Source organism: Polaromonas glacialis (assembly GCF_000709345.1).
Lineage (GTDB): Bacteria > Pseudomonadota > Gammaproteobacteria > Burkholderiales > Burkholderiaceae_C > Polaromonas > Polaromonas glacialis.
Window position 1 is genome coordinate 208,884 of record NZ_KL448323.1, and the last position, 25,710, is coordinate 234,593.

Here is a 25,710-nt window from a genome sequence, read left to right on the forward strand (position 1 = left end):
TTTGGCCCCCCCCGCGCCGGCCACCAGCCGCCGACGCCGGCAGCTGCCACGCCCAGCAGCCCGTAGCCCAGCGCCGCGCCGCCGCTCCACTGCAGCGTTGGCGCGACGCCGGCAAAATAGCCGCCGCCCAGGTCGCCGCCGAGCAGCCGCAGCGCCAGCGCCGCCAGCCCGCCGCCCAGGGCGATGCCGGCCAGGCTGCCGACAATGCCCAGCGCCAGCGACTCGATCAGCACCAGCTGCAGGCGCTCGCGGCCGGTCAGTCCGAGAACGCCGAGCAGCGCGAACTGCTGCGCCCGCTTGGCCACGCTGAGCGACAGCACCGAAAACACCAGAAAAGCGCCGGTGAACAGCGCCACCAACGCCAGCACCGTGAGGTTGACGCGGTAGGCGCGCGACAGGTTGCTGACGCGCTCGGCGGCGTCACCGGGCGCGGTGGCGGTGATGCCGGCCGGCAGTCGCAGGCTGTCGATGAAGCGGCCGGTGTCGGCGCCCGCCCTGAGCCGCACGTCGATGCGCGACAGCTGGCCGCTGCGGCCAAACAGCTCCTGCGCCGCGCCGATGTCCATCACCGCCAGCGGCCCGCCGCCGGCGTTCACGCTGCCCGCCACGCTGACGCCGCGCAGTTGCAGGCCGTCCTGCAGCTGCAGACGGCCGCTGGCGAAGGCCCGGCGCGCCGCCGGATTGAGGAACACCGTGCCCGGCGCGAACAGCGCCATGCGGTCGGCGTCCTTCGCGGGCACCGGCATCAGGCCGGGCGCCACCGACGCCACGGCCAGCGCATCGACGCCGATGATGCGCAAGGACTGGCGCCTGGCGCGGTCGCCGTTTTCATCGAGCGCGTAAGTTGACAGCTCCAACACCGGGCTGGCCATGGCCACCTGCGGATGGTTGGCCACCTGGGCATAGAGCGCCTCGTCAAAGCTGCCCTGCACGGCGCGCAGTTCCAGGTCCGGCTGGCCGTTGACCGCGCGCACCGCCTGCGAGAACTCCGACAGGGCCGAGTTGTTGATCAAATGCACCGAAAACGCCAGCGCCACGCCCAGCATCACCGCGACGACGGCGGCCACGCTGCGCCACGGGTGGTGGCGCAGCTCCTGCCAGGAAAAGGTTTGCAGCAGGGCGCGCATGGGCTGGATGCTTGCCACGCCTCAGGCCGAGATGCCGGTGCTGCTCAGGTGCAGCACCCGGTCGGCGCGCGCGGCGGCGGCGGCCGAATGCGTCACCAGCACCATGGCCGCGCCATGCTCGCGGGTCTGGGCAATCAAAGCGTCCATCACCTTGGAGGCGGTGGCCGGGTCGAGGTTGCCGGTCGGCTCGTCGGCCAGCAGCAGGCCGGGCCGGTGCACCAGCGCCCGGGCAATCGCCACGCGCTGCAACTGCCCGCCGCTCAGCTGCTGCGGCAGGCGCTTGCCCAGTCCACCCAGGCCGACGGCTTCGAGCAGCGCTTCGACGCGCGCGTCGTCGGGCTGGCCCAGCAGCAGCAGCGGCAGGGCGACGTTTTGCGCCACGTCCAGGTGCGGCAGCACATGAAACGCCTGGAATACAAAACCGACATGGCGGCGGCGCAGCAGGGCGCGCTGGTCGTCGGTCATTTGCCCCAGGTCGGCGCCGCCCAGGCTGACCGTGCCTTCGTCCCAGCTGTCGAGCCCGGCCATGCAGTTGAGCAGCGTGGACTTGCCCACGCCCGACTCGCCGACGATGGCGACGAATTCGCCGGGCGCCACGTCGAGCGTGACCTGGCTGAACACGGCCGTGTCGCCGTAGCGCTTGCCGAGATTGTGGAGGCGCAAGCTCATGCGAAGGCCCTGGCTTCGGCCTTGACAAGCGCAAGCACCTGTTCGAGCGCCGTGGGGTCATCGCAGGCGACGACGCGGCGCTGCGGCATCGCGCGCAGCCAGGTGATCTGCCGCTTGGCCAGCTGGCGCGTGGCAAAGATGCCCTTGTCGCGCAGCTCGCTCCATTCAAGGGCCGAAAAGCTGCAGTCCAGGCCGCGCGCCTCGCGTGCGTCCAGTATTTCCCAGGCCTGGCGGTAGCCGACGCAGCGCATGGCCGGCAGGTCGGGCGCCAGGTCGCCGCGCGCGCGCAGCGCCCTGACCTCATCGACAAAGCCCGAAGCAAGCATGACGTCGAAACGCTGGGCGATGCGGCCATGCAGCCAGGCGCGATCTGCCGGTTCCAAAGAAATAAGTGCTTTTGCGCTTATTCCATCTGTGTTGTCAGCTATGTTTTTGCTAGCATTTCGCTGGTGGAAGAAGGACAGCGGCTGGCCAGATACCCGGAACACTTCCAGCGCCCGCGAGATGCGCTGCGAGTCGTTCGGCGCCAGGCGCGCGGCCGTGACCGGGTCCACCTGCGCCAGTTCGGCATGCAGCGCCGGCCAGCCTTTTGCGGCGGCCTCATCGGCCAGCACGGCGCGCACCGCCGGGTCGGCCGGCGGCATGTCGTCCAGGCCGTCGAACAGCGCCTTGAAGTACAGCATGGTGCCGCCGACCAGCAGCGGCAGATGGCCACGCGCGCTGATCTCCCTGATCAGGCGCCGCGCATCGTGTACGAATTCGGCGGCGCTGTAGGCGTTGAGCGGGTCGCGGATGTCGATCAGGTGGTGCTTTACTGCGGCCAGTTCGCCAGCAGACGGCTTGGCTGTGCCAATGTCCATGCCGCGATAGACCAGCGCCGAATCGACGCTGATGATCTCGACGGGCCAATGCCGGGCAATGGCCAGCGCGGCGGCCGTCTTGCCCGATGCGGTGGGGCCGGCCAGCGCGATGCAGCGCAGGTTCAGGGGGGGCGCGGTGCGCGCCGGCTCAAAAGAAACAGACATGCGGGCTAGGCTACCAGAAAGGCGCCCGGCCCATCAGTGCGCGGCGAGCAGGCCGGCGCCACCGGAACGCGCGCCAAACAGGCCGGCCAGCGCCACGCGGTACTGCGCCTGGCCCAGTGAGTTGGTGTTGTGGTGCGAGCCGCCCTCGACCAGCACAAAGGCCTTGGGTTGCTGCGCCGCTTCATACAGCCTGCGGCCCAGCGCCGGCTGGATCAAGCGGTCGTCCGAGCCATGCACCACCAGCAGCGGCGAGCCCAGGCGGGTGACTTTTTCCACCGATTCGAAGGGCTGGGTGATCAACAGGCGCAGCGGCAGCCAGCCCCATTTCATGGTGCCGACCACGTCGGCGATCGAGGTGAAGGTGCCTTCGACAATGGTGCCGGCCTCGTTGTCCACCCGCGCCGCCAGTTCGATGGCGACCGCGCCGCCCAGCGAATGGCCGAAGATGTAGCGCGGCTGGCCCGGCTGCCGCGCGCCCAGCCAGTCCCAGGCGGCTCTGGCGTCTTCGGCGGCGATGCTTTCCGAGGGCAGGCCCGGCGAGCTTTTGCCGAAACCCCGGTAGTCGATCGCCAGCACCGAAAAGCCCAGTTCCTGCATGCGGCGGATGCGCGGCGCCGAGCCCTCGACGTTCCAGCGCGCGCCGTGCAAATACAGCAGCACCGGCGCCTTGGCGCCGTTCCAGGCGGGTTGGGCGGCATCGGCCGGCAGCCACAGCCCGTGCAGCTTGACCGGCTGGCCCGTGGCGGCCGAATCAAAGTCGATCCAGACATCCTTCATGTCCTGCGTCAGCGCCGCGCTGGAGCCCCAGCTGCGGTCGCTGGGCTGGAAGATCCAGCCGCGCTGTTTTTCGTCGAGTGTTGCGCATCCGGCCAGAACGGCGAATGCCAATGCGAGGGAGGAAATGATGGGCCAGTGTTTCATTGCCTTGAACTGACCCGCCTTGAAACAAAAAGTTCTGGCCGCTGAAGCTGAGAAATGACGAAGTTCCGGTAAAGCCGGCTGCCGCTGCCGGCCTGGGCGGCCGGCGGCAGCGCCCGGGTCAGGCGGCAGGCTGGGCCGCAATCAGACCACGCCCTGCGCCAGCATCGCATCGGCCACCTTGACGAAGCCCGCCACGTTGGCGCCATCGACGTAGCTCAGTGTGCCGTCCTCGCGCCGGCCGTACTGCAGGCAGGCGCCGTGGATGTCCTGCATGATCTGCAGCAGGCGCGCATCGACCTCGTCGCGCGACCACGACAGGCGCATCGCGTTCTGGCTCATTTCCAGCCCCGACGTGGCGACGCCGCCGGCGTTGCTGGCTTTGCCCGGTGCATACAGCACGCCGTGGCCTTCAAACACCCGCACCGCGTCTAGCGTCGAAGGCATGTTGGCGCCCTCAGCCACGCAGATCACGCCGTTTTTCACCAGCAGGGCGGAGTCAACGGCATCAAGCTCGTTTTGCGTCGCGCAGGGCAGGGCGACATCGACCGGGACATGCCACGGCCGCACGCCAGGCTGGAAAGCCACGCCGGTGCGCTTGGCGTAGTCGTTGACGCGGCCATACAGGTGGTTCTTGACTTCCATCAGCTCGGCCAGTTTTTCGGTCGTGAAGCCCTCTTCATCGACGATGGTGCCGCTGGAGTCCGACACGGTGATGACCCTGGCGCCCAGCGCCATGGCTTTTTCCACCGCGTACTGCGCCACATTGCCCGAGCCCGACACGCTGACGCGCAGGCCGTCCAGGCTGCGGCCTTTTTGCCTGAGCATTTCCTCGGCGAAATAAACCGTGCCGTAGCCGGTGGCTTCGGGGCGGATCAGCGAGCCGCCAAAGCTCAGGCCCTTGCCGGTGAACACGCAGTCGGCGCGGTTGGTCAGCTTTTTCATCATGCCGGCCATGAAGCCGACCTCGCGCCCGCCCACGCCCATGTCGCCCGCCGGCACGTCGGTGTCCGAGCCCACATGGCGGAACAGTTCGGTGACAAAGGCCTGGCAAAAGCGCATGACTTCGAGCGGGCTCTTGCCCTTGGGGTCAAAGTCCGAGCCGCCCTTGCCGCCGCCCATGGGCAACGTGGTCAGCGCGTTCTTGAAGGTCTGCTCGAAGGCGAGGAATTTCAGGATCGACAAGTTCACGAAGGGTGAAAGCGCAGGCCGCCCTTGTACGGGCCGATGGCCGAGCTGTGCTGGATGCGGTAGCCGCGGTTGACCCGGACTTCGCCCCGGTCGTCAATCCACGAGACGCGGAACATGACCGTGCGCTCGGGCTCGATCAGGCGGTCCAGCAGGCCGTGCTCGGCATATTTTGGATGCTTTTCAATGTAGGGCCAGAGGCTTTCCAGCACCTCGGTCGTGGCCTGGAGGAATTCCGGCTGGCCTGGATTGCAGCCGGCGACGTGGCTTAAAAAGCTGTCCAGGGTTTTGTATTTCATCCGTTCAATTCCTCATATTGGTGCATAAACTCATGCAGGAATTGAATTTTGCCGCGAAACAGACCTGTTTCTGGCTTTTATCCACATCGGCTGATCTGGATTGCACCAAATCAGGGCTTTTTATTCCTTGGTGAAAACAGGCCTTCGTTCCCGTCAAAAGGCGGGGTTGCACTGCCTCGCCCCTACACTTCAGCCATGATGACAAGCGGTTTTTCCACCCCTTCCACCGCCGCCCGCGTCCTGGGGCTGGCCGGCCTGCTGCCTTTCCTGGCCGGTGCGATTGCGCTTGCCGTGCTCGATGCGCCCGGCTTGCGCGCCTGGGCGGGAACGGCGCTGGTGGCCTACGGCGCGCTGATCGCCACCTTTCTTGGCGGCATCCACTGGGGGCTGGCGATGCGGGGCGTGCCGCCCGTCAACGTTCGCCTGGGCTGGGGCGTTTCGCCCAGCCTGCTGGCCTGGGTCGCCCTGCTGTTGCCGGTCAGCCCTGCGCTATGGCTGCTGGCCGCGCTGCTGGCGGCCTGCTATGCGGTGGACCGAACGCTGTATGCCAGCGCCGGGCTGTCGGGCTGGCTGGGCCTGCGCCTGCAACTCACTAGCGTCGCCACCTTGTGTTGCCTGGCCGCCGGCGCCTGGGCAATGCGTTGAAGCGCTGAAACCCGGTCTACGGGCTTTCAGCGTCCGCGCAGAAACAGGCTGTCCAGTTCCTTCAGGCTGACCTGGCGCCAGGTCGGCCGGCCGTGGTTGCACTGGTCTGAGCGATCGGTGGCTTCCATCTGGCGCAGCAGGGCATTCATTTCCTCGACGGTCAGCTGCCGGTTGGCGCGCACCGCGCCGTGGCAGGCCATGGTGCCGAGCAGTTCGTTGTGCGCCCGCTCGACCACGGTGCTGGCGTCCATCTGCGCCAGTTCGGCCAGTACCGATCTGGCGAGTTCCACCGCGTCGCCCGCCGCCAGGCTGGTCGGCACGGCCCGCACCGCCAGCGTCCTGGGCGAAAACGGCGTGATTTCCAGGCCCAGCAGGGCCAGCGTGTCGATGCAGGCTTCGGCCGTGGCCACTTCGTGCGGCGTGGCGGCAAAGGTCGCGGGAATCAAGAGCGGCTGGCTGGCGATGCGCGAGGCCTCGAACTGGATTTTCAGCCGTTCATAGACGATGCGCTCGTGGGCCGCATGCATGTCCACGATGACCAGGCCCTGGCTGTTTTCGGCCAGGATGTAAACGCCCTGCAGCTGCGCCAGGGCGCGGCCCAGCGGCCAGTCGCCGTGGGGCAGGGCGGTGTCGGGCGGCGGGCCGGACTGCGGGGTTTCGACCGCTGCGGCGGGGGCGCCGGGCATGTCGCGGTCGGGCGCAGCGGGCCGTCCCGTGCCGGACGGCACCGGCCACAGGGCTTCAAAGTCCGACACGCGGTGTTCCTGATTTGCTCTGAAATTGATAGCTGGTTGTGCCCATCCCTGCTGCGCAAAAGCCTGTTTTGGCTTTAAATTGAAGTTCAGCGGCGGCTCAGGGGCGGCCTCGGCGGGCGTGGCGTTCGCGCTGGCCGCGCCGGCACGGGGCGCGGCCAGCGCATCCTGCACGCCATGGCGCACCGCCTGGTGTACTTCGCGGCTGTCGCGAAAGCGCACCTCGATCTTGGTCGGATGCACATTCACATCGACCCGCGCCGCGTCAATCTCGACATACAGCGCATACACCGGCTGGCGGTGGCCGTGCAGCACATCCTCGTAGGCGCTGCGGGCGGCATGGGCCAGCACCTTGTCGCGCACGAAGCGGCCGTTGACATAGGCAAACTGCTGGTCGGCGCGCGAGCGGGCGGCGTCGGGAATGCCGGCCCGTCCCCAAACGCGCACGGCGGGCTGGCCGTCCAGCCGGGTGGCGCTGCTCTGGTAGCTCACAGCCACCGACTGCGCCACGAAGTCGTCCCCCAGCACATCAGCGAGGCGCTGGGTGTGGGCTTCAAAACCATCTGTGCCCTCTAGCCCCACGCAGGCGCGCCACTGCTCGACCAGCTTGCCTTCGTGCCAGATGGCAAAGCCCACGTCAGGCCGCACCAGCGCATGGCGGCGAACGGCTTCGATGCAGTGCGCCAGTTCGGTGGCGTCGGTTTTCAGGAACTTGCGCCGGGCCGGCGTGGCATAGAACAGTTCGCGCACCTCGACACTGGTGCCGCGCGCGCGCGGAGCCGGCTTCAATTCGCCGGTGCGGCCGTCGAGCTGCCAGGCGTGCTCGTTGTCCAGCGTGCGCGAGACCAGGCTCATGTCGGCGATCGAGTTGATCGCGGCCAGCGCCTCTCCGCGAAACCCCATGGTGCCGACGGCTTCCAGGTCCTGCAGCGACGCGATCTTGCTGGTCGCATGGCGGCGCAGCGCCACCGGCAGTTCCTCTCTGGCAATGCCCAGGCCGTCGTCCTCGACCAGGATCAGGCGCACGCCGCCTGCCGACAGGCGCACCGTGACCTGCGTCGCGCCGGCGTCAAGCGCGTTGTCTAGCAGTTCGCGCACCACCGAAGCCGGACGCTCGACCACCTCGCCGGCGGCAATCTGGCTGATCAGTTCATCGGGAAGGTCGCGGATGGGGCGGCGCGCGGCCGGGGTTTGAGGCGTCATGAGGCGCCAATTTTAGGCGCAGCCGCCCGTCGGCCCGCCTTGACCGCAGGGGCATGGCCTTGCTGAAGGTGCGTGCCCCGCGGACGGTTTTCCGCGCGGCTGATCAGGACAGCGGGGAAAAGCCGTGGCGGACCTGTCAAAATCAGCGTCATGGAACTAGCCGCCTTTCTCATCGATTTCATCCTTCATGTCGACAAGCACCTGGAAACCTTCGTGGCCAGCTATGGCCTGTGGGTCTATGCGCTGCTTTTCCTGATCATCTTTGTCGAAACCGGCGTGGTCGTCATGCCATTTTTGCCCGGCGATTCGCTGCTGTTCGTCGTCGGCGCGATGTGCGGCGTCGGCCTGATGAGCTATCCGCTGGCCGTTGGCCTGCTGTTTGTCGCGGCGGTGCTGGGCGACCAGTGCAACTACTCGATTGGCCGTTACATCGGGCCCAAGGTGTTCCAGTGGGAAGACTCGCGCTTTTTCAACAAGCGGGCGTTCAACCAGGCGCATGCGTTCTACGAGCGCTATGGCGGCGTGACCATCATCGCCGCGCGCTTCATGCCTTTTTTGCGCACCTTCGCGCCCTTCGTCGCCGGCATCTCGCACATGAGCCGCGGCAAGTTCTCGCTGTTCAACGTCGTCGGGGCCGCCCTGTGGGTCGGCGGTATCGTCACGGCCGGCTATGCCTTCGGCAACGTGCCTTTCGTCAAGGCGAACCTGGACAAGATCATCTGGGCGATGATCCTGGTGCCCGGCCTGTTCGTGCTGTTTGGCGCCTGGCGGGCACGGCGTCAGTCCGGCAGCATGCCGGTCCAGCCTTGACGCCTGCGCGACGTTGCGGCGGCCACGACCTTGCCGGGCGACAGACAATCCATCGCTTTGCACGCCATGCCCAAGCGGCTACGCTGCGCTTTTTTTGAATGACCGCGATGCCGATCCCGCTTTCCGCCGTGCGCACCCTGCCCGAACTGCTCGCCTTCCGGCTGGCGCAAAGCCCCGGGGGCGCGGCTTACCGCGCGTTTGACGAGGCCACCGGCCAGTGGCAGACGACATGCTGGGCCGAGGCCGGCGCGCGCATCGCGCAGTGGGCCAGGGCGCTGGCGGCGATGCGGCTGGAGCGGCAGGCGCGCATCGCCATTTTGCTGCCCAACGGCCTGGACGCCGTGTGCATCGACCAGGCCGCGCTGTCGCTGAGCCTGGTGCCGGTGCCGCTGCATGCCATCGACAACCCCGGCAGCATTGCCTACATCCTGTCGGACTGCGAAGCGTCGGTGCTCATGGTGTCCAGCCTGGCCCAGTGGCGCGCCATCGAAGGCGTCGGCCTGGTGCTGCCGGCGCTGCGGCGGGTGGTCGTGACGGCGCTCGATACCCTGCCGCTTGGTGCTGTCGGCGCTGGCGTGCCGGTGGTTTCGCTGGCTGATTGGCTGGCGGCGGGGCAGGGCCTGCCGCATGCCGCGCAGCCGCCCGATGCCGGCGACCTGGCGGCCATCGTCTACACCTCGGGAACGACCGGCAAGCCCAAGGGCGTGATGCTGACGCATGCAAACGTGGTGTCCAACGTGCTCGCCATATTGGCGCGCGTGGTGCCCACGGCGGACGATGTGTTCTTGTCCTTTCTGCCGCTGTCGCATACCTTCGAGCGCACCGCCGGCTACTACCTGCCGCTGGCTGTCGGCAGTTGCGTGGCCTATGCGCGTTCGGTTGCGCTGCTGGCTGAAGACCTCAAGACCGTGCGGCCGACGGTGCTGATCTCGGTGCCGCGCATCTATGAGCGGGTGTTCGGCAAACTGCAGGAATCGCTGGCCGGTTCGGCCTTCAAGACGCGCCTGTTCCATGCCGCGCAGGCCGTTGGCTGGCGGCGTTTTTGCAGGACGCAGCGTTGGGCGCTGGCCGACGGCGAAGGCAGCGCCTGGGCGGTGCTGGACCCGCTGCTGTGGCCCTTGCTCGACCGGCTGGTGGCCGGCAAGCTGCGGGCGCAGTTCGGCGGGCGGGTGCGCGTGGCGGTGAGCGGAGGCGCGCCGCTGTCGCATGCCGTGGCGCGCTGCTTCCTGGGGCTGGGCCTGCCGCTGCTGCAGGGCTACGGCATGACGGAAACCTCGCCGGTCGTGGCGGCCAACGGCGTCGATGACAACGACCCGGCGACGGTCGGGCGCCCGCTGCCCGGCGTCGAGGTGCGCATCGGCGGCAACCGCGAACTGCAGGTGCGCGGCCAATCGGTGATGCAAGGCTACTGGAAGCGCGCCGAAGACACGGCCCGCGTCCTGACCCCGGACGGCTGGCTTTCCACCGGCGATCAGGCCGACCTGCAGGACGGCCGCATCCGCATCAGGGGCCGGATCAAGGAAATCATCGTGACATCGACCGGCGAAAAGGTGCCGCCGGGCGATCTGGAACTGGCGATTGCGGTCGATCCGCTGTTCGCGCAGGTGCTGGTGGTGGGCGAGAACCAGCCCTTCATTGCCTGCGTGGCAGTGGTCAACCCGGCTGAATGGCTGCGCCTGGCGGCCTCGCTCGGGCTCGACGCCGACGCCAGCCTGAATCAGCCGGCCGTCCACCGTGCGGCGCTGGCGCGCATTGCCGTCCAGGCCCGCGACTTTGCCCGCTATGCCATGCCCCGCGCGATCTTCCTGACACGCGAGCCGTGGACGGTGGAAAACACGCTCATGACGCCGACCCTCAAGCTCAAGCGCAACAACCTGATGGCGCGCTATGCCGGCGAGATCGAGGCAATGTATCACCCGAAAGTGCGCCAGGTGAAGGTGCCCGCATAGGCCTTCGTGGATAGCCACAGGACTTGCGGTTTTGCGCGGACGAAAAAAAACGACCCGCTGAAATCAATCAGGAATCGTCTTCTTTGTTTCAGCCGGTCTGGCTGAAAGCAGTTTGCACGGCACCGCCCAGGGCGGCATGCAGGCTGGAAAGCTTATTTGCGCTTGCCGACCTCGTTGCCGATCAGCGCGCCGGCAGCGGCGCCGCCAACGGTTCCGAGCGTGCCGCCAAAGACCGCATTGCCGGCCACGCCGCCAAGCACTGCGCCAGCGCCGGTGCCGATTTGCGCGTTGGTCGGGTTGGTTCCGCAGCCGGTCAGGGCAATCAGGGAAGCTGCAGCGGCTGACATCAAAATTTTCGTGATCATGGTTTTCACCTTTTCTGTTGGATCCAGGCTAATTCACCAGAGGTCGTCACATCGTGACATCTCGGCGCAGCCTGTGGTCTCAGTCTAGTCCACATATTGAAGCCGGACTGTAGGCGGACATCGCCGGCCGGTGTCGTATGGACGACCCCTTGCCAGGTCAGCCGTTTTTACAGGGCGCGGTTGCGCGCCAGCGGCGGGTTCCTGGCAAAGTAGCGCGAAATCCCGCGCATCAGCGCATCGGCCAGCTGGATCTGGTAGCCGTCGCTGCGCAGCCGCGCTTCTTCCACCGGGTTGCTGATGAAGGCGGTCTCGACCAGCACGCTGGGAATGTCGGGCGCCTTCAGCACGGCGAAGCTGGCCTGCTCGACGCGCGGCTTGTGCAGCTTGCCGACGTTGCCGATCTCGCCCAGCATGGCGCTGCCCAGCTTCATGCTATCGTTGATCTGCGCCGTGGTGCTCATGTCGAACAGGGCGCGCTGCACCTGCGCGTCCTTGGCCTTGACATTGATGCCACCGACCAGGTCGGCCGAGTTTTCCTTGTTGGCCAGCCAGCGGGCGGCGCTGCTCGATGCGCCTTTTTCGCTCAATGCAAAAACGCTGGCGCCTGCGGGTGTTTCAGTAAAGAAAGCGTCGGCATGCAGGCTGATGAACAGGTCGGCCTGCACGCTGCGCGCCTTTTGCACCCGCACATGCAGCGGAACGAAAAAATCGGCGTCGCGCGTAAGATAGGCGCGCATGTTGGGCTGCTGGTTGATGCGGTCGCGCAGGCGGTGCGCGATCTGCAGCACCACGTCCTTTTCACGCGTGCCGCCCGGGCCGATGGCGCCCGGGTCTTCGCCGCCATGGCCCGGGTCGAGAGCAACGATGACCAGGCGGTCGGTCTTGTTTTCAATCTCGGGCGCTGTATCGCCCCTTGAAAAGGGCGTGGTGGCCGCCTGGGGCCGGGAAGGCGGCAGCGTTATGGCCGGCGGTTCCACGGACGCGACGACCGGCGGCCTGGGGGCGGGCGGCCGGCCGGCGTTGGCCGCAACGCTGGGTGGCGGCGCGGCAGGCGCCGGCGCGGAAGGCGCGGAAGCGGCCTTGCCTGACTGCTGCGCCATCAGGCTGCCCAGCGGGTCATTGGCCTGTGCCGCTGCATTGCCCGGCGGCGGCACTGGTGGCGCAGCGGCCACGGGCGCGGCCGGTTTGACCGGGTCGGCCAGCCGTTCGGCAATCAAGGCTTCGAGCGGGTCCACGGGCTGAGCCGGGTACAGGTCGAACACCAGCCGGTGCTGGTAGGCGGCCACCGGCGCCAGGCTGAAGACCTGCGGCAGCATGGGTTTTTTCAGGTCCATGACCAGCCGCACCACGCCGGGGGCGTTCTGGCCGACGCGAATGCCCGAGATGTTCGGGTCGTCGGACTTGACCTTGGCGACCAGTTCGCGTAGCGCCGGGATCAGGTCGATGCCCTCGATGTCCACGGCCAGCCGGGGCGGCTCGGGAATGAAGAACTGGCGCGCCTTGATCTCGGTGTCGGATTCGATGGTCAGGCGGGTGTAGTCTTTCGACGGCCAGACACGGACAGCGACGATCGAGGCGCCCCGCGCGATGTGCTGGGTGCCCAGCAGCAGCACGATGCCGCCCATTTGCAGCGCATGGCGACGGTTCGGACCCGAGGGAGACTTCTTGTTGTTCATGCCAGTAACTCCGCCCCCGTGGGGGTATGGGCCGTCAGGGTGATGCGCCGCGATTCGTCGGCCTGCATCTCGATGGCAATCACCAGGTCGGGCAGGGGCAGGTGATCGCCTGCCTTTTCCGGCCATTCGACCAGCTTGAGCCCGGGGCTGGCGAAAATGTCGCGAAACCCGGCTTCTTCCCACTCATGCGGATCATTGAAACGGTAAAAGTCAAAGTGCCAGATCGACAATTCAAGATTGTGGCCCGAGTCAAGACCGGGTGCATCCAATGTGTAAGCTTCCACCACCGCATAAGTGGGGCTCTTGATGCGTCCCTGCACACCCAGGCTGGTCAGCAGGTGGCGCACGAACGTCGTCTTGCCGGCACCCAGGTCGCCGTGCAGCTCGACCAGCGCGTGCCTGATCGCCGGCTTCCCGGCCAGCGCCTGCGCAAAGGATTGCGTGGCGGCCTCGTCTGGCCAGGTGATGTTTTTTACAATCAGCGGATGCCGACCTGCAATCAGTGGAACAGTCATCAATTCGTTTCTCAAATTCAAACCTGGGCGCGCGAGCTGGGATTTTCGCAAACCGGCATCGCGGATGTTGACTTGTCGTCAGCCGAACCCGGATTATCGGCCTGGCTGGCCGCCGGCTTTCATGGAAGCATGCACTACATGGCGGCGCATGGCCTTAAAAGAGCGCGTCCGGCCGAATTGGTTCCGGGAACGGTTAGCGTGATTACCGCGCGAATGGATTATTTGCCCGCCTCGACTCCGCGCCAGCCCGGCGAATGGCAGGCGACAGAACTCGGCCGACTGCAGCGGCCGGCCGAAGGCATTGTGTCAAGCTATGCGCGGGGGCGCGACTACCACAAGGTGCTGCGCGCCCGGCTGCAAAAGCTCGCCGAGCGCATCGGCGAGCATGTCGGCCCGTTCGGCCACCGCGCCTTCACCGACTCGGCGCCGGTGCTGGAGGCCGAACTGGCGTCGCGCAGCGGCCAGGGATGGCGCGGCAAGCACACGCTGGTGCTCAACCGCGAGGCGGGCTCGATGTTTTTCCTGGGCGAAATCTACGTGGACATTGCCCTGCTGCCGAGCGCGCCGGTCACGGCCCATTGCGGCAGCTGCCAGGCGTGCATCGACATCTGCCCGACGCAGGCCATCGTGGCGCCGGGCAAACTCGATGCGCGGCGTTGCATTTCTTACCTGACGATAGAACACGCCGGGCCGATTCCGTTGGAACTGCGCCACTTGATGGGCAACCGCATCTACGGCTGCGACGACTGCCAGCTGGCCTGCCCGTGGAACAAGTTCGCCCAGCGCAGCAGCTTGAGCGATTTCGACGAACGCCAGGGCTTGACGGGACAGCAGCTTGTCACGCTGTTCGGCTGGAGCGAAGACGCCTTCCTGCGCCTGACCGAGGGTAGCCCGATTCGCCGCATCGGCCATGAACGCTGGCTGCGCAACATCGCGGTGGCCATGGGCAATGCCTTGCGCGGCGGCACGGCAGACGATGCCTTGCTGCGCGCCAGTTTGCAGGGCCGCGCCGATCACCCGAGCGACGTGGTGCGCGAGCAGGTGGCCTGGGCGCTGGGCCAGTGAGGCCGCTCAATAGCGTTTTTAGTGACTGCTTATCTTGCTGCAGGTCAACGGCTTTGTCGGTCCTTGATGTTGCCCTTGCTTGGCATGGCGCAGGGTTGCGGTCTCTTTTTCCTGCTTTTCTTGGGTTTTGGGTGTGGAGCGCCTTCCCGGCGGGGGGTAACTTTCTTTTCTGGCAAAAAAATAAAGTTACCCCTCGCCGGGAATGCGCTCACCCCTCAAACCACAGAAGAACCCGCCAAGCCAAAGTCAATCAACGCAGCGATCGAACCGGATACGTTAGTAGTTACCGTTTTCATCATAAAAAATGCCATTTTCTCATACTACATAAGCGTTAGTAGCTATTAAATACATAGCGATTAGTGGTGTATTCCCAGCAGCCTCAAGGCAGCAGGCCCAACGCAAACGGCAGGCTCACCACGCCCAGCAGCGTGGACAGCGTGACCAGGCCGGCCACGTAGCCGCCGTTGTAGCCCATGCGCGCGGCCAGCACATAGGCGCTCGATGCCGTCGGCAGGCCGGAAAACGCCAGCAGGATGCTGCTTTGCACGGCGTCCAGGCCAAAGGCCCGGGCCAGTCCCAGCGCCACCAGCGGGGTGAGGAGGTGCCGTATCAGCAACACGGCGCCCGCCAGGGTCTTGGCCTGCGCCAGATGGCCGAACTGCATGCCGGCGCCGGCAGTCATCAGGCCGAGCACGATGGCCGAGGCGCCCAGGCGCGACAGCGTCGGCATCGACCAGGCGGGCAGGCTCAAACCCAGCAGATTGGCCGTCAGGCCCGACGCCGTGGCCAGAATCAGGGGGTTGCGCGCCAGTTCACGCAGAAAGCCGCTGCCCCCATGCCGCGCCATCGGCCACACCGCCGCCACATTGAGCAGCGGAACGCACACGCCGATCAGCACGGCGATGAGTTGCAGCCCCTGGCTGCCGGCCAGCCGCTCGGCCAGCGCCAGGCCGATGAAGGAGTTGAAGCGAAAAGCCACCTGCGCGCTGGCGGCATGCTCGCGCAGGTCGATGTGCCGGCGCAGGCCCGGCAGGTAAGGCAGGCTGTAGGCCATGGCGATGCCGGCCAGCCCCAGCGCCACGCCGGCGCCGATCAGGCTGGACGTCGCCGCCAGGTCAAGCGGGCTTTTGATGATCGATTGGAACAGCAGCAGCGGAAACAAAAAATAATAGACCAGGCTTTCCACCGGACCCCACACCGTGCGGTTGAGCGGGGTATGGCGGCACAGCAGGTAGCCACACAAAATGAGCGAAAAGTCGGGCAGAAGCAGTTGGGCGTAAATCACCGGGCGAAGAATAACCGCAATGCATCGGGGTTAGCCCTTATGCGTATTCCACAGGTGGCCGCGACCACGGTAGCGTTTACGATTCACGCTTGTCTTATCCCAAGGAACTGATCATGAAACGTCGCTGCCTGCTGGCTTTTTCCGCGCTTGCCTTGACCGCCGCCTCAGGCGCCGTGATGGCCCAGGGCTATCCGAACAAGGTCGTCAAGCTGCAGATTCCGTTTGCGCCGGGCGGCACGACCGACATCATCGGCCGCGTCATGGCCGATCCGCTGGGCAAGGCGCTGGGCCAGGTGGTGATTGTCGAAAACAAGGCCGGCGGCGGCGGTGTGATCGGCGCGACCGAAACCGCGCGCGCGCAGCCTGACGGCTATTCGCTGGGCATGGCCACCGTGTCCACCACGGCGGCCAACCCGGCCATCAACCCGAAAATCCCCTACAACCCGCTGACCGACTTCACGCCGATCATCAACATTGCAGCCACGCCCAACATCATTGCCGTGCATCCGAGCTTTCCGGCGCGCAACTACAAGGAGTTTGTCGCCGAGCTGAAGAAAAATCCCGGCAAGTACTCGTTTGCCTCGTCGGGCACCGGCTCGATTGCCCACCTGCAGATGGAGCTGTATAAAAACCTGAGCGGCACGTTCATCACGCACATTCCCTACCGCGGCTCGGGTCCGGCCCTGAACGACACCGTGGCCGGCCAGGTCCTGATCATTTTCGACAACCTGCCGTCCACCCTGCCTTTCGTGCAGCAAAAGCGCCTGATTCCCATCGTCGTGGCCGCACCGCAGCGCCTGGCCGTGCTGCCCGATGTGCCGACGTTCAAGGAAGTCGGCCTGGAGCCGGTCAACCGCATGGCCTACTATGGCCTGGTCGGTCCCAAAGGCCTGCCGCAGGAGGTGGTGGACAAGGTCAATGCCGGTGTGAAAAAGGCGCTTGAAGATCCGGCGGTGCGCAAGCGCATCGAAGACACCGGCTCGCTGATCGTCGCCAACACGCCCGAGCAGTTCGCCGCCCAGATCAAGGCCGAATTCGACGTGTACAAAAAGGTCGTCGAAACCTCGAAGCTCAAGCTTGAGTAAGCCGCCGCCATCGTCGCCACCGCCGCAAGCTGACGATGCGTCGGCCGCCGCGCCCATTTCTGCGGCGCCCGGCATGCACCCGCAAAGCCAGTCGGCCATCGACGCGTTCATCGACGCCCTGTGGCTCGAAGACGGGCTGTCGCACAACACGCTGGCGGCCTACCGGCGCGACCTGTCGCTGTATGCCGTCTGGCTCAATGCCGGGGAACAGCAGCAGCGCAGGCTCGACGATTCGGATGAAGACGCCATCAAGGCCTATTTCGCGTTCCGCCATGCGGTGACCAAGGCCACCTCGGCGAACCGCTGCCTGACGGTGTTCAAGCGCTACTTTCGCTGGGCGCTGCGCGAAAACCTGGTGGCTGCCGACCCGACTCTCAAACTGGAGTCGGCCAAGCAGGCCTTGCGCGTTCCCAAGGTGATGTCCGAGGCGCAGGTCGAGGCCCTGCTGTCGGCGCCCGACGATGGCACGCCGCTCGGGCTGCGTGACCGCGCCATGCTGGAAACGATGTATGCCAGCGGCCTGCGCGTGAGCGAGCTGGTCGGGCTGAAGACTTTCCATGTCGGCCTGAACGAGGGCGTGCTGCGGGTGTTGGGCAAGGGCAGCACCGAGCGGCTGGTGCCGTTCGGCCAGGTGGCGCGCGAATGGATCGTTCGCTACATCGCCGAGGCGCGGCCCGCCATCCTGGGCGGCCAGCAGACCGACGACCTGTTCGTCACCAGCCACGGCCACGGCATGAGCCGGGTGATGTTCTGGATGCTGGTGAAAAAGTATGCGCTGCTCGCCGGCATCCATTCGCCGCTGTCGCCGCACACGCTGCGCCATGCCTTTGCCACGCACCTGCTGAACCACGGCGCCGACCTGCGCGCGGTGCAGATGCTGCTCGGCCATGCCGACATTTCCACCACCACGATCTACACCCACGTCGCGCGCGAGCGCCTGAAGGCGATTCATGCGGAGCATCATCCGCGCGGCTGAACCGGTCCGGCGCCGCTTTCCGGTACCGTCAGCCGTACATGAATTCGCGGTTGAAGGGGTAGGCAGACTTCGCCCCCCGGATGGCCTCGCCCTGAAAGTCCGCTGCGGGCCGCGTCGCCAGCACCTGGTGCAGCGCAATCCAGCCCTGCTCGAACGTCATGGCGCTGCCCGCCAGATACAGGCGGTAGGCACGCAGAATCTTTTCGGCGCGTTCGGCGCTGGTTTCGGTTTCCAGCGCCAGGCGCGCTTCGTCCAGGTGCGCTTCCAGCGCATCGGACCAGTCCCACAGCGTGCGGCCGTAGTGGGGGCGCAGGTTTTCGGTGTCAACCATTTCCAGGCCGGCATTCGCCAGGTGGCCGAGCACGGCGCTGACATGCAGCAACTCGCCGCCCGGAAAAATATATTTTTCAATGAAGTCGCCCATGCCGGCGCCCATTTGCCGGTGCTGCAGGTCGCCGGCGGTGATGCCATGGTTCATGACCAGCCCGCCCGGCGCCAGCAGCCGCATGATCTTGCCAAAGTAGGCCTCCATGTTGGCCTGGCCGACATGCTCGAACATGCCGACCGACGATATCTTGTCGAACGGCTGTGCTTCCGGCAGGTCGCGGTAGTCGCGCATTTCGATGCGCACCCGGCGCTCCAGGCCCTTCTCGGCGATCAGCTGGCGCACATGCGCATACTGGTTGGCCGACAGGGTGATGCCGGTTGCATCGACGCCGTAATGCTCGGCGGCCCACAGCAGCAGCGCGCCCCAGCCGGCGCCGATGTCCAGGAAACGCTCGCCCGGGCGGAGCATCAGCTTGCGGCAGATGTGGTCGAGCTTGGCTTCCTGCGCCTGCGCCAGCGTCATGCCGCTGCCCTGGTAATAGGCGCATGAATAAACGCGGCGCGGGTCCAGCCATAGCCCATAGAAAGCATCTGAAACATCGTAATGAAACTGTATCTGCGCCGAGTCCTTGTCGCGCGTGTGGGTCGATGCGGACCATGTCCGGGTCATCAGGCGGGACCACCAGCCGGTGTCGCTTTGAACCGGCTTGTCGGGCAGGAGCTTGAGCATGGCGCCCATCACATCGCGCATGGCGCCTTCGAACTGCAGCTTGCCCTCGACATACTCTTCGGCCAGCGCGCCGATCTGCCCGGCCCTGAGGCGGGCAATGCTCGACCACCGCGACAGCGACAGCCTGACCGGCGCGTCTGCCGCCCCCAGTTGCTGGCCCTGCGGCAAGCGCACGGCAATCTCTTCGGGCAGGCCGGAAAGGGCGGACAAACGGCCGGAAGCCAGGGACTGTGACATGAGCAACTCCTTGGGGTTGCAAAAAGTCTAGCGCCCCGACAGGCGCTCTGCCATCACCTGAAATGCCCAAGGTCCGGCCCGGGCGGCCGCTGGCGAAGCAGCGCTTCAGTCGGTCAGCAGGTCGCGCACTTCATGCGCAAAGCACAGCGAGGAACTTTTCCAGCGTGCAACGTCGGCGCGCAGCTGCTGTATCTGGTTTTCGAGATGCTGGATGCGCTGCTGCTCGGGGCTTGGCCGGTTCAACAGGGCCCCCTTAAGCGGGCTGGCCATGCGACGGACCGCAGGTCCGCTGACTTCATCGGGTTCAAAAAATTTGATTTTTGCCTTTTGAATCAGTTGCTTCATCATCATCGCGAGTCTCCTGTTTTCAGTCGCCCAATGGATTTGCTGCCAGCGGTTTTAAATATATCGCCGTCCTGTCCAGCTGTGCAAAAAGGCGATTGAGCCGTTTGGACTATGGCCGGGCACCTTCAGGCGCTGGCATTCAGCGCTTCCAGTTCGGCATCGCTGAAACCCGCCTGGCGCCTGGCCTGCAGGTTCAGCGGCCCTTTCAGTCGTGGCGCGCCGTATTGCGCCGCCAGCAGCGCATAGGTGGCCAGCGGTTCCAGCCCGCGCTGGGTACACAGGGCGCGGTACCAGTGGTTGCCGATGGCCACATGCCCGATTTCGTCGCGCAGGATGATGTCCAGGATGCTGACTGCGCGCAGGGCCTGCGGCGTGCCGACCTTGCGCAGCTTGGCCTGCATCGGCGGCGTGGCGTCCAGCCCGCGCGCCTCCAGCGTGCGTGGAACCAGCGCCATGCGCGCCAGTACATCGCCCTCGGTTTTGCGCGTCATGTCCCACAGGCCGGTGTGCGCCGCGAAGTCGCCGTAGTCATGGCCCAGGGTTTGCAGGTGGCCGCGCAGCAGGCTGAAGTGTTCGGCCTCTTCCGCCGCCACCTGCAGCCAGTCGAGGTAATAGGCGCGCGGCATGCCGGCAAAGCGCCAGACCGCATCGAGCGCCAGGTTGATCGCGTTGAACTCGATATGCGTCACCGCATGCAGCAGCGCGGCCAGCCCGTCCGGTGTGAAGGGCGAGCGCCGGGGCATGTCCAGGTGCGTGCGCAATTCGGGCCGAGGCGGACAGCCCGGAACGCCAGAGGGCGCGGTGATGTGTTTGTCAGGTGCTATTAAAATAGTAGCTGCTTGTGCATGTAGCGCCTGCGCAAGAAGCACTTTTTGTTGTGAATCAGGCTCCAGGATCGCCTGCAGGGCAAGCTGGCGCAGTTCGGGCGCGGGTGGCGTGTCGGTCATGCCCGGATTGTCGTTGATGCGGTTTGGCGGCAAAAACCCGGCCCGGACACGCGGCCCGGCGCCTGCCTACAATCGAAAACCGTTTTCACCACCCGCTACTCCGAAGGAACCCCATGGCCATTTACCAGCTGGACGATCTGCAACCTTCCCTCCATGAATCGGCCTGGGTGGCCGACAGCGCGCAGGTCATGGGCAATGTGACGCTGGCTGAGGGCAGCAGCGTCTGGTTTGGCGTGGTGGCCCGGGGCGATACCGCACCCATCAGTGTCGGCAAGGGCTCGAACATCCAGGACAACAGCGTGCTGCATTCCGACGAAGGCATGCCGCTGGTGATTGGCGAGAACGTCACCGTCGGCCACCAGGTCATGCTGCACGGCTGCACGATTGGCGACGGATCGCTCATCGGCATCCAGGCGGTGGTGCTTAACGGCGCGAAGATCGGCAAAAATTGCCTGGTCGGCGCCGGCTCGCTGGTCACCGAAGGCAAGGAGTTTCCCGATGGCTGCATGATCCTGGGCAGCCCCGCCAAGGCGGTGCGGCAATTGACCGACGCGCAGATCGAGGGTTTAAAAATGAGCGCGCAGCACTATATGGACAATGCCCGGCGCTACAAGGCCGGCCTCAAGAAACTGGGCTGAACGCCCGGTTTTGCTTTTTTGGGCAAAGCCCGCCAGCCACTTTTATATTTTCCAGCCATGTCCGAACTCCACAAATTTATTTTCGACGGCCTGCCAGTGCGCGGCATGATCGTGCGCCTGACCGACTCGTGGCAGGAAATCCTCAAGCGCCGCGAGGCGGCCGGCGGCTACCCACCCGAAGTCATGCAGCTGCTGGGCGAAATGACGGCGGCCGGCGCGCTGATGCAAAGCAACATCAAATTCAACGGCGCGCTGATCCTGCAGATTTTCGGCGACGGCCCGGTCAAGCTGGCCGTGGCCGAGGTCCAGCCCGACCTGAGCCTGCGCGCCACCGCCACCGTGACCGGCGAGGTGCCCGAGGGAAGTTCCCTGAGCCAGCTGGTCAATGTGAAGAACGAAGGGCGCTGCGCCATCACGCTTGACCCCAAGGACAAGTTCCCGGGCCAGCAACCCTACCAGGGCGTGGTGCCGCTGTTTGGCGACCGGCATGAAAAAATCGAAAAGCTCAGTGAGGTGCTGGAGCACTACATGCTGCAAAGCGAGCAGCTCGACACCCGCCTGATCCTGGCGGCCGACGGCAACGTGGCCGCCGGCCTGCTGATCCAGCGCCTGCCGGTCAAGGGCCAGGGCAACCTCGAAGGCCAGATGGACCGCCAGGCCAATGAAGACCAGATCGGCGTGAATGAAGACTACCAGCGCATCGCCCTGCTGGCCGGCACGCTCAAGCGCGAGGAGCTGCTGACCCTGGATGTGGACACGATCTTGCGCCGGTTGTTCTGGGAAGAACCCGTCACGCGCTTCGAGCCGCTCACGCCGAGCTTTGCCTGCAGCTGCTCGCGCGAACGTGTGGGCAACATGCTGCGCGGCCTCGGAACGGCGGAGATTGAAAGCATCATTGCCGAGCGCGGCCAGGTCGATGTGGCCTGTGAATTCTGCGGGGCGCAGTACGGATTCGATCCGGTCGATGCGGCGCAGATTTTCACGCACCCGGTCCAGCAGCCGCCGCCGACGTCAACGGTTCAATAAGGGACGCGCCTGCTGGCCGGGCGTTGAATCCACGCTGTCGCGCCGGGCCAGCAAGGCGGTCAGCAGCCGGTGCTCGCACTGCGGGTCGCTGCACTTGTCGCACATCCAGACCCAGGGCTGGCTTTTCAGGCCGGACGGGCGAGTGGCTTGCCTGGGCCGGCCGGCAGCCGGCAGCAAGCTTTCCACCGCCTGCAGCGCATGGGCCAGCCGCTCGCCGGCCGTGCCGTACAGCACGCGGTAGGAAACGGCATCTTGTGCCAGCGCGGTGCGAATCGAATGGTCGGCCGTTTCCCGGCTTTGCGCGGGATCGGGTGGTTCCACCCCTGCCAGCAACACCAGGTCAAAACCGGAAAGGCTGGCGGGGAGTGCGCCCGCGCCGGCAGCCGTGAGCCGCATCATGTGGGGGTCGAGGGCGTGCATCGCCTTTTCCAGGGCTACTGCAAGTTCCGACAGTTGGGCCGGACAGGCATCCAGCAGCGCAATGTTCAGCATGGCCGTGCATGCCGATGCAGCGCGCCCTGAACAGGCGCATGGCCCGCTGGCTGCCGGCCAAGCCGATCAATCGGTGAACTGCACGAACATTTCATTGGGCTTGACCATGCCGAGTTCGCTGCGCGCCTTTTCCTCGACCATCTCCAGGCCTTCCTGCAGATCCTTGATCTCGGTGGCCAGCTGGTCGTTGCTCGCCTGGCGCAGCTTGTTGTTCGCCATCTGCTCCTCCAGGCGCTGCTGCATCTCGCGCACGTTGGGAATGCTGCCGCGTCCCATCCAGAGCTGGGCCTGGAACAGCCCGAGCAGCGCGACCAGAACGGCAGGAACCAATAAGCGCTTGCTCATGGGCTGGCGGATGCCTTAGCGAAGGTTGTAGAAAGCAGCGCGGCCAGGGTAGACGGCGACTTCACCCAGGTCTTCCTCGATGCGCAGCAACTGGTTGTACTTGGCCATGCGGTCCGAGCGCGACAGCGAGCCGGTCTTGATCTGGCCGGCGTTGGTGCCCACGGCGATGTCGGCAATCGTCGAGTCCTCGGTTTCGCCCGAGCGGTGCGAGATCACGGCGGTGTAGCCGGCGCGCTTGGCCATTTCAATGGCGGCAAAGGTTTCGGTCAGCGTGCCGATCTGGTTGATCTTGACCAGGATCGAGTTGGCGATGCCCTTGTCGATGCCTTCTTTCAAGATTTTCGTGTTGGTGACGAACAGGTCGTCGCCAACGATCTGGACGTTCTTGCCCAGGCGGTCGGTCAGGATTTTCCAGCCGTCCCAGTCGCCTTCGGCCATGCCGTCCTCGATGCTGATGATCGGGTATTTATCCACCCAGGTCGCCAGCATGTCGGTCCATTCCTGCGCGCTCAGGCTCAGGCCGCCTTCACCGGCCAGCACGTACTTGCCGTCCTTGTAGAACTCGGACGCGGCGCAGTCCAGGCCCAGGGCGATCTGCTCGCCGGCGACAAAACCGGCCTTGTCGATGGCTTCCAGGATCATCTGGATCGCCGCTTCATGGTTGGTCACATTGGGCGCAAAGCCGCCTTCGTCGCCGACGGCGGTGCTGATGCCCTTGTCGTGCAGGATTTTCTTCAGGGCGTGAAACACTTCGGCGCCATAACGCAGGGCTTCGCGAAAGCTCGGCGCGCCCAGCGGAATGATCATGAATTCCTGGATGTCCAGGTTGTTGTTGGCGTGCTCGCCGCCGTTGATGACGTTCATCATGGGCACGGGCATTTGCACCGCCGCCATGCCGCCAAAGTAGCGGTACAGCGGCAGGCCGGCTTCCTCGGCGGCGGCGCGGGCCACGGCCATGCTGACGGCCAGCATGGCGTTGGCGCCCAGGCGCGACTTGTTCTCGGTGCCGTCGAGTTCGATCAGCGTGCGGTCGAGAAAAGCCTGCTCGCTGGCGTCCAGCCCCAGCACGGCTTCGGAGATTTCGTTGTTGATGTGGCCGACGGCCTTGAGCACGCCCTTGCCCAGGTAGCGCGACTTGTCGCCGTCGCGAAGTTCGATGGCTTCGCGCGATCCGGTGGATGCGCCCGAAGGCACGGCCGCACGGCCCATCACGCCGGATTCCAGCAGCACGTCGCATTCGACGGTGGGGTTGCCACGGCTGTCAAGAATCTCGCGGCCGACGATGTCAACAATTGCGCTCATTTTTTTTCTTTCAATCAAAAATTACAAACCAAAATTATTTTCAGTAAAACCGCTTTTCCTGGTCATGCCACCACTTTGAGGGGTTTGGCCGCTTCCGCCGTCTGCGCCAGGCTGGCCGCATGGCGGTGTTCCAGCGTGGCGGCAATGTAGGCGTTGAACAGCGGATGGCCGTTCCATGGCGTCGAATTGAATTCGGGGTGGAACTGCACGCCGACGAACCAAGGGTGTACCGCCTGCGGCAATTCGACGATTTCGGTCAGGTGCTCGCGCTGCGTGAGCGCTGAAATCACCAGGCCGGACTTGCGCAGCGCGTCCAGGTAGTTAACGTTGGCTTCGTAGCGGTGGCGGTGGCGTTCGGTCACCACGTCGCCGTAGATCTGGTGCGCCAGGCTGTTCGGCGCCACGTCGGAGCTTTGCGCGCCCAGGCGCATGGTGCCGCCCAGGTCGGACTTGGCATGGCGCGTCTTGATGGTGCCGTCGGCATCCTTCCATTCGGTGATCAAGGCAATCACCGGATGCTTGGTGGCCGGATCGAACTCGGTGCTGTTGGCGTCTTTCAGTCCGGCGACATGGCGCGCGAATTCGATGGTGGCGACCTGCATGCCCAGGCAGATGCCCAGGTAGGGAATCTTGTTCTCGCGGGCAAAGCGCGCCGCGCAGATCTTGCCTTCGACGCCGCGAATGCCGAAGCCGCCGGGCACCAGGATGCCGTCGAAGGCGGCCAGGCATGACACCGTGTCGGGGTTCAAGGTTTCCGAATCGAAGTAGGTGATGCGCACCCTGGCATGGTTTTTCATGCCGGCGTGGCGCAGCGCTTCGTTGAGCGACTTGTAACTGTCGCTCAGCTCCACATACTTGCCGACCATGGCAATGCTGACCTCGGACTGCGGATGCTCGGTTTCATAGACCAGGTCGTCCCAGCGCTTGAGGTTGGCCGGCGGCGTGTTCAGGCGCAGCTTGTCGCAGATCAGGCCGTCCAGCCCCTGCTCGTGCAGCATGCGCGGCACCTTGTAGATGGTGTCCACGTCCCACATCGAGATCACGCCCCATTCGGGCACGTTGGAGAACAGCGAGATTTTCTCGCGTTCCTCGCTGGGAATGCGGCGGTCGGCGCGGCACAGCAGCACATCGGCCTGGATGCCGATCTCGCGCAGCTGCTTGGCGGTGTGCTGCGTCGGCTTGGTCTTGAGTTCGCCGGCGGCGGCAATCCACGGCACGTAGCTCAGGTGCACGAAGGCGGTGTTGTTCGGCCCCATGCGCAGGCTCATCTGGCGAACCGCCTCCAAAAAGGGAAGGGACTCGATGTCGCCCACCGTGCCGCCGATCTCGACAATCGCCACATCGACCGCGTCCGGCGTGCCCAAGCGCGCGCCGCGCTTGATGAAGTCCTGGATTTCGTTGGTGATGTGCGGAATCACCTGCACCGTCTTGCCGAGGTAGTCGCCGCGGCGTTCTTTTTCAAGCACGCTCTGGTAGATCTGGCCGGTGGTGAAATTGTTGGCCTTGCGCATCCGCGTTTCGACGAAACGCTCGTAGTGCCCCAGGTCCAGGTCGGTCTCGGCGCCGTCTTCGGTCACGAACACCTCGCCGTGCTGGAACGGGGACATGGTTCCCGGGTCTACGTTGATGTAGGGGTCGAGCTTGATGAGGGTGACCTTGAGGCCGCGCGATTCAAGGATCGCAGCCAGGGAGGCTGAGGCGATTCCCTTGCCCAGGGAAGACACCACACCGCCGGTGACGAAGACAAATTTGGTCATGCCGTTGTGCGA

General features: G+C 65.5%; 24 protein-coding genes and 1 pseudogene. 8 read left to right on the forward strand and 17 right to left on the reverse strand.

Going from position 1 to position 25,710, the window contains the following annotated elements:
- The 5 genes and pseudogenes from EC86_RS29775 to gdhA all read right to left on the reverse strand — a co-directional run.
- Window positions 1-1,127: ABC transporter permease (locus tag EC86_RS29775; protein ID WP_332258571.1), on the reverse strand; the 1,127-nt coding region annotated here is incomplete at its 3' end.
- A 21-nt stretch (window positions 1,128-1,148) separates the two neighbouring features.
- Entirely contained in the window at window positions 1,149-1,796 is a 648-nt protein-coding gene (locus tag EC86_RS0101345) for an ABC transporter ATP-binding protein (protein ID WP_029523917.1), read from the reverse strand.
- Window positions 1,793-2,821 carry a tRNA (adenosine(37)-N6)-dimethylallyltransferase MiaA gene (gene miaA / locus EC86_RS0101350; protein WP_029523918.1) on the reverse strand — a complete coding sequence of 343 codons (1,029 nt, stop codon included), beginning with the start codon at window positions 2,819-2,821 and terminating at the stop codon, window positions 1,793-1,795. The genes EC86_RS0101345 and miaA overlap by 4 nt, the downstream gene beginning before the upstream one ends.
- Window positions 2,822-2,854: 33 nt before the next feature.
- The gene (locus EC86_RS0101355) at window positions 2,855-3,742 is read right to left on the reverse strand and encodes an alpha/beta hydrolase (protein ID WP_029523919.1); all 888 of its coding nucleotides are present in this window, start codon (window positions 3,740-3,742) and stop codon (window positions 2,855-2,857) included.
- Window positions 3,743-3,883: 141 nt separating this feature from the next.
- Window positions 3,884-5,226, reverse strand: a pseudogene (gene gdhA / locus EC86_RS25790) (NADP-specific glutamate dehydrogenase).
- Window positions 5,227-5,421: 195 nt separating this feature from the next.
- Here gdhA and EC86_RS0101365 point away from each other — a divergent pair.
- Entirely contained in the window at window positions 5,422-5,871 is a 450-nt protein-coding gene (locus EC86_RS0101365; protein WP_051675662.1) for a DUF3429 domain-containing protein, read from the forward strand.
- A gap of 26 nt (window positions 5,872-5,897) precedes the next feature.
- Here EC86_RS0101365 and mutL read toward each other — a convergent pair whose 3' ends face one another.
- Window positions 5,898-7,826 (reverse strand): DNA mismatch repair endonuclease MutL, encoded by a 1,929-nt coding sequence (mutL, locus tag EC86_RS0101370; protein ID WP_029523921.1) that lies wholly within the window; start codon window positions 7,824-7,826, stop codon window positions 5,898-5,900.
- A gap of 150 nt (window positions 7,827-7,976) precedes the next feature.
- Here mutL and EC86_RS0101375 point away from each other — a divergent pair, with 150 nt between their 5' ends.
- Both EC86_RS0101375 and EC86_RS0101380 read left to right on the forward strand, forming a co-directional pair.
- The gene (locus tag EC86_RS0101375) at window positions 7,977-8,636 is read left to right on the forward strand and encodes a DedA family protein (protein WP_029523922.1); all 660 of its coding nucleotides are present in this window, start codon (window positions 7,977-7,979) and stop codon (window positions 8,634-8,636) included.
- A 98-nt stretch (window positions 8,637-8,734) separates the two neighbouring features.
- Entirely contained in the window at window positions 8,735-10,585 is a 1,851-nt protein-coding gene (locus EC86_RS0101380; RefSeq protein WP_029523923.1) for an AMP-dependent synthetase/ligase, read from the forward strand.
- A gap of 152 nt (window positions 10,586-10,737) precedes the next feature.
- Here EC86_RS0101380 and EC86_RS0101385 read toward each other — a convergent pair whose 3' ends face one another.
- From EC86_RS0101385 to tsaE, 3 genes are all read right to left on the reverse strand, one after another.
- On the reverse strand, window positions 10,738-10,950 hold the full coding sequence (locus tag EC86_RS0101385; protein WP_029523924.1) for a glycine zipper 2TM domain-containing protein: 213 nt from the start codon (window positions 10,948-10,950) through the stop codon (window positions 10,738-10,740).
- A gap of 167 nt (window positions 10,951-11,117) precedes the next feature.
- Entirely contained in the window at window positions 11,118-12,626 is a 1,509-nt protein-coding gene (locus EC86_RS0101390; protein ID WP_029523925.1) for an N-acetylmuramoyl-L-alanine amidase, read from the reverse strand.
- Window positions 12,623-13,141 carry a tRNA (adenosine(37)-N6)-threonylcarbamoyltransferase complex ATPase subunit type 1 TsaE gene (gene tsaE / locus EC86_RS0101395; protein WP_029523926.1) on the reverse strand — a complete coding sequence of 173 codons (519 nt, stop codon included), beginning with the start codon at window positions 13,139-13,141 and terminating at the stop codon, window positions 12,623-12,625. The genes EC86_RS0101390 and tsaE overlap by 4 nt, the downstream gene beginning before the upstream one ends.
- On the opposite strand from tsaE, the gene queG reads away from it, so the two are divergent.
- A complete protein-coding gene (gene queG, locus EC86_RS0101400) occupies window positions 13,112-14,206 on the forward strand; it encodes a tRNA epoxyqueuosine(34) reductase QueG (protein WP_051675663.1) in 1,095 nt (364 codons plus the stop codon). The two genes, tsaE and queG, sit on opposite strands and share 30 nt — an antisense overlap.
- Window positions 14,207-14,585: 379 nt before the next feature.
- On the opposite strand, the gene EC86_RS0101410 is transcribed toward queG, so the two are convergent.
- The gene (locus tag EC86_RS0101410) at window positions 14,586-15,491 is read right to left on the reverse strand and encodes an AEC family transporter (protein WP_029523929.1); all 906 of its coding nucleotides are present in this window, start codon (window positions 15,489-15,491) and stop codon (window positions 14,586-14,588) included.
- A gap of 113 nt (window positions 15,492-15,604) precedes the next feature.
- Between EC86_RS0101410 and EC86_RS0101415 the strand changes: the two genes are divergently transcribed.
- Window positions 15,605-16,576 (forward strand): tripartite tricarboxylate transporter substrate binding protein BugE, encoded by a 972-nt coding sequence (locus tag EC86_RS0101415; RefSeq protein WP_029523930.1) that lies wholly within the window; start codon window positions 15,605-15,607, stop codon window positions 16,574-16,576.
- 73 nt (window positions 16,577-16,649) lie between these two features.
- Window positions 16,650-17,552, forward strand: a complete 903-nt coding sequence (gene xerD / locus EC86_RS0101420; RefSeq protein WP_029523931.1) for a site-specific tyrosine recombinase XerD — start codon at window positions 16,650-16,652, stop codon at window positions 17,550-17,552.
- 28 nt (window positions 17,553-17,580) lie between these two features.
- On the opposite strand, the gene EC86_RS0101425 is transcribed toward xerD, so the two are convergent.
- From EC86_RS0101425 to EC86_RS0101435, 3 genes are all read right to left on the reverse strand, one after another.
- A complete protein-coding gene (locus EC86_RS0101425) occupies window positions 17,581-18,846 on the reverse strand; it encodes a class I SAM-dependent methyltransferase (RefSeq protein WP_029523932.1) in 1,266 nt (421 codons plus the stop codon).
- Between the two features lie 105 nt (window positions 18,847-18,951).
- Complete coding sequence (locus tag EC86_RS0101430; RefSeq protein WP_029523933.1) at window positions 18,952-19,197, reverse strand: hypothetical protein; 246 nt, start codon at window positions 19,195-19,197, stop codon at window positions 18,952-18,954.
- A 119-nt stretch (window positions 19,198-19,316) separates the two neighbouring features.
- Window positions 19,317-20,138, reverse strand: a complete 822-nt coding sequence (locus tag EC86_RS0101435; RefSeq protein ID WP_029523934.1) for a ferritin-like domain-containing protein — start codon at window positions 20,136-20,138, stop codon at window positions 19,317-19,319.
- 113 nt (window positions 20,139-20,251) lie between these two features.
- On the opposite strand from EC86_RS0101435, the gene EC86_RS0101440 reads away from it, so the two are divergent.
- Together EC86_RS0101440 and hslO are read left to right on the forward strand one after the other, a co-directional pair.
- The gene (locus EC86_RS0101440) at window positions 20,252-20,776 is read left to right on the forward strand and encodes a gamma carbonic anhydrase family protein (RefSeq protein WP_029523935.1); all 525 of its coding nucleotides are present in this window, start codon (window positions 20,252-20,254) and stop codon (window positions 20,774-20,776) included.
- Window positions 20,777-20,833: 57 nt separating this feature from the next.
- A complete protein-coding gene (gene hslO, locus EC86_RS0101445) occupies window positions 20,834-21,802 on the forward strand; it encodes an Hsp33 family molecular chaperone HslO (protein ID WP_029523936.1) in 969 nt (322 codons plus the stop codon).
- On the opposite strand, the gene EC86_RS0101450 is transcribed toward hslO, so the two are convergent.
- From EC86_RS0101450 to EC86_RS0101465, 4 genes are all read right to left on the reverse strand, one after another.
- Window positions 21,788-22,294: a hypothetical protein gene (locus EC86_RS0101450; protein WP_051675664.1), complete on the reverse strand. Its 507-nt coding sequence runs from the start codon at window positions 22,292-22,294 to the stop codon at window positions 21,788-21,790. The genes hslO and EC86_RS0101450 overlap by 15 nt on opposite strands.
- A gap of 66 nt (window positions 22,295-22,360) precedes the next feature.
- Window positions 22,361-22,639, reverse strand: a complete 279-nt coding sequence (locus EC86_RS0101455; protein WP_029523938.1) for a septum formation initiator family protein — start codon at window positions 22,637-22,639, stop codon at window positions 22,361-22,363.
- Between the two features lie 15 nt (window positions 22,640-22,654).
- The gene (eno, locus tag EC86_RS0101460) at window positions 22,655-23,941 is read right to left on the reverse strand and encodes a phosphopyruvate hydratase (protein WP_029523939.1); all 1,287 of its coding nucleotides are present in this window, start codon (window positions 23,939-23,941) and stop codon (window positions 22,655-22,657) included.
- A gap of 62 nt (window positions 23,942-24,003) precedes the next feature.
- Window positions 24,004-25,698 (reverse strand): CTP synthase, encoded by a 1,695-nt coding sequence (locus tag EC86_RS0101465; RefSeq protein ID WP_029523940.1) that lies wholly within the window; start codon window positions 25,696-25,698, stop codon window positions 24,004-24,006.
- Window positions 25,699-25,710 lie beyond the last annotated feature (12 nt).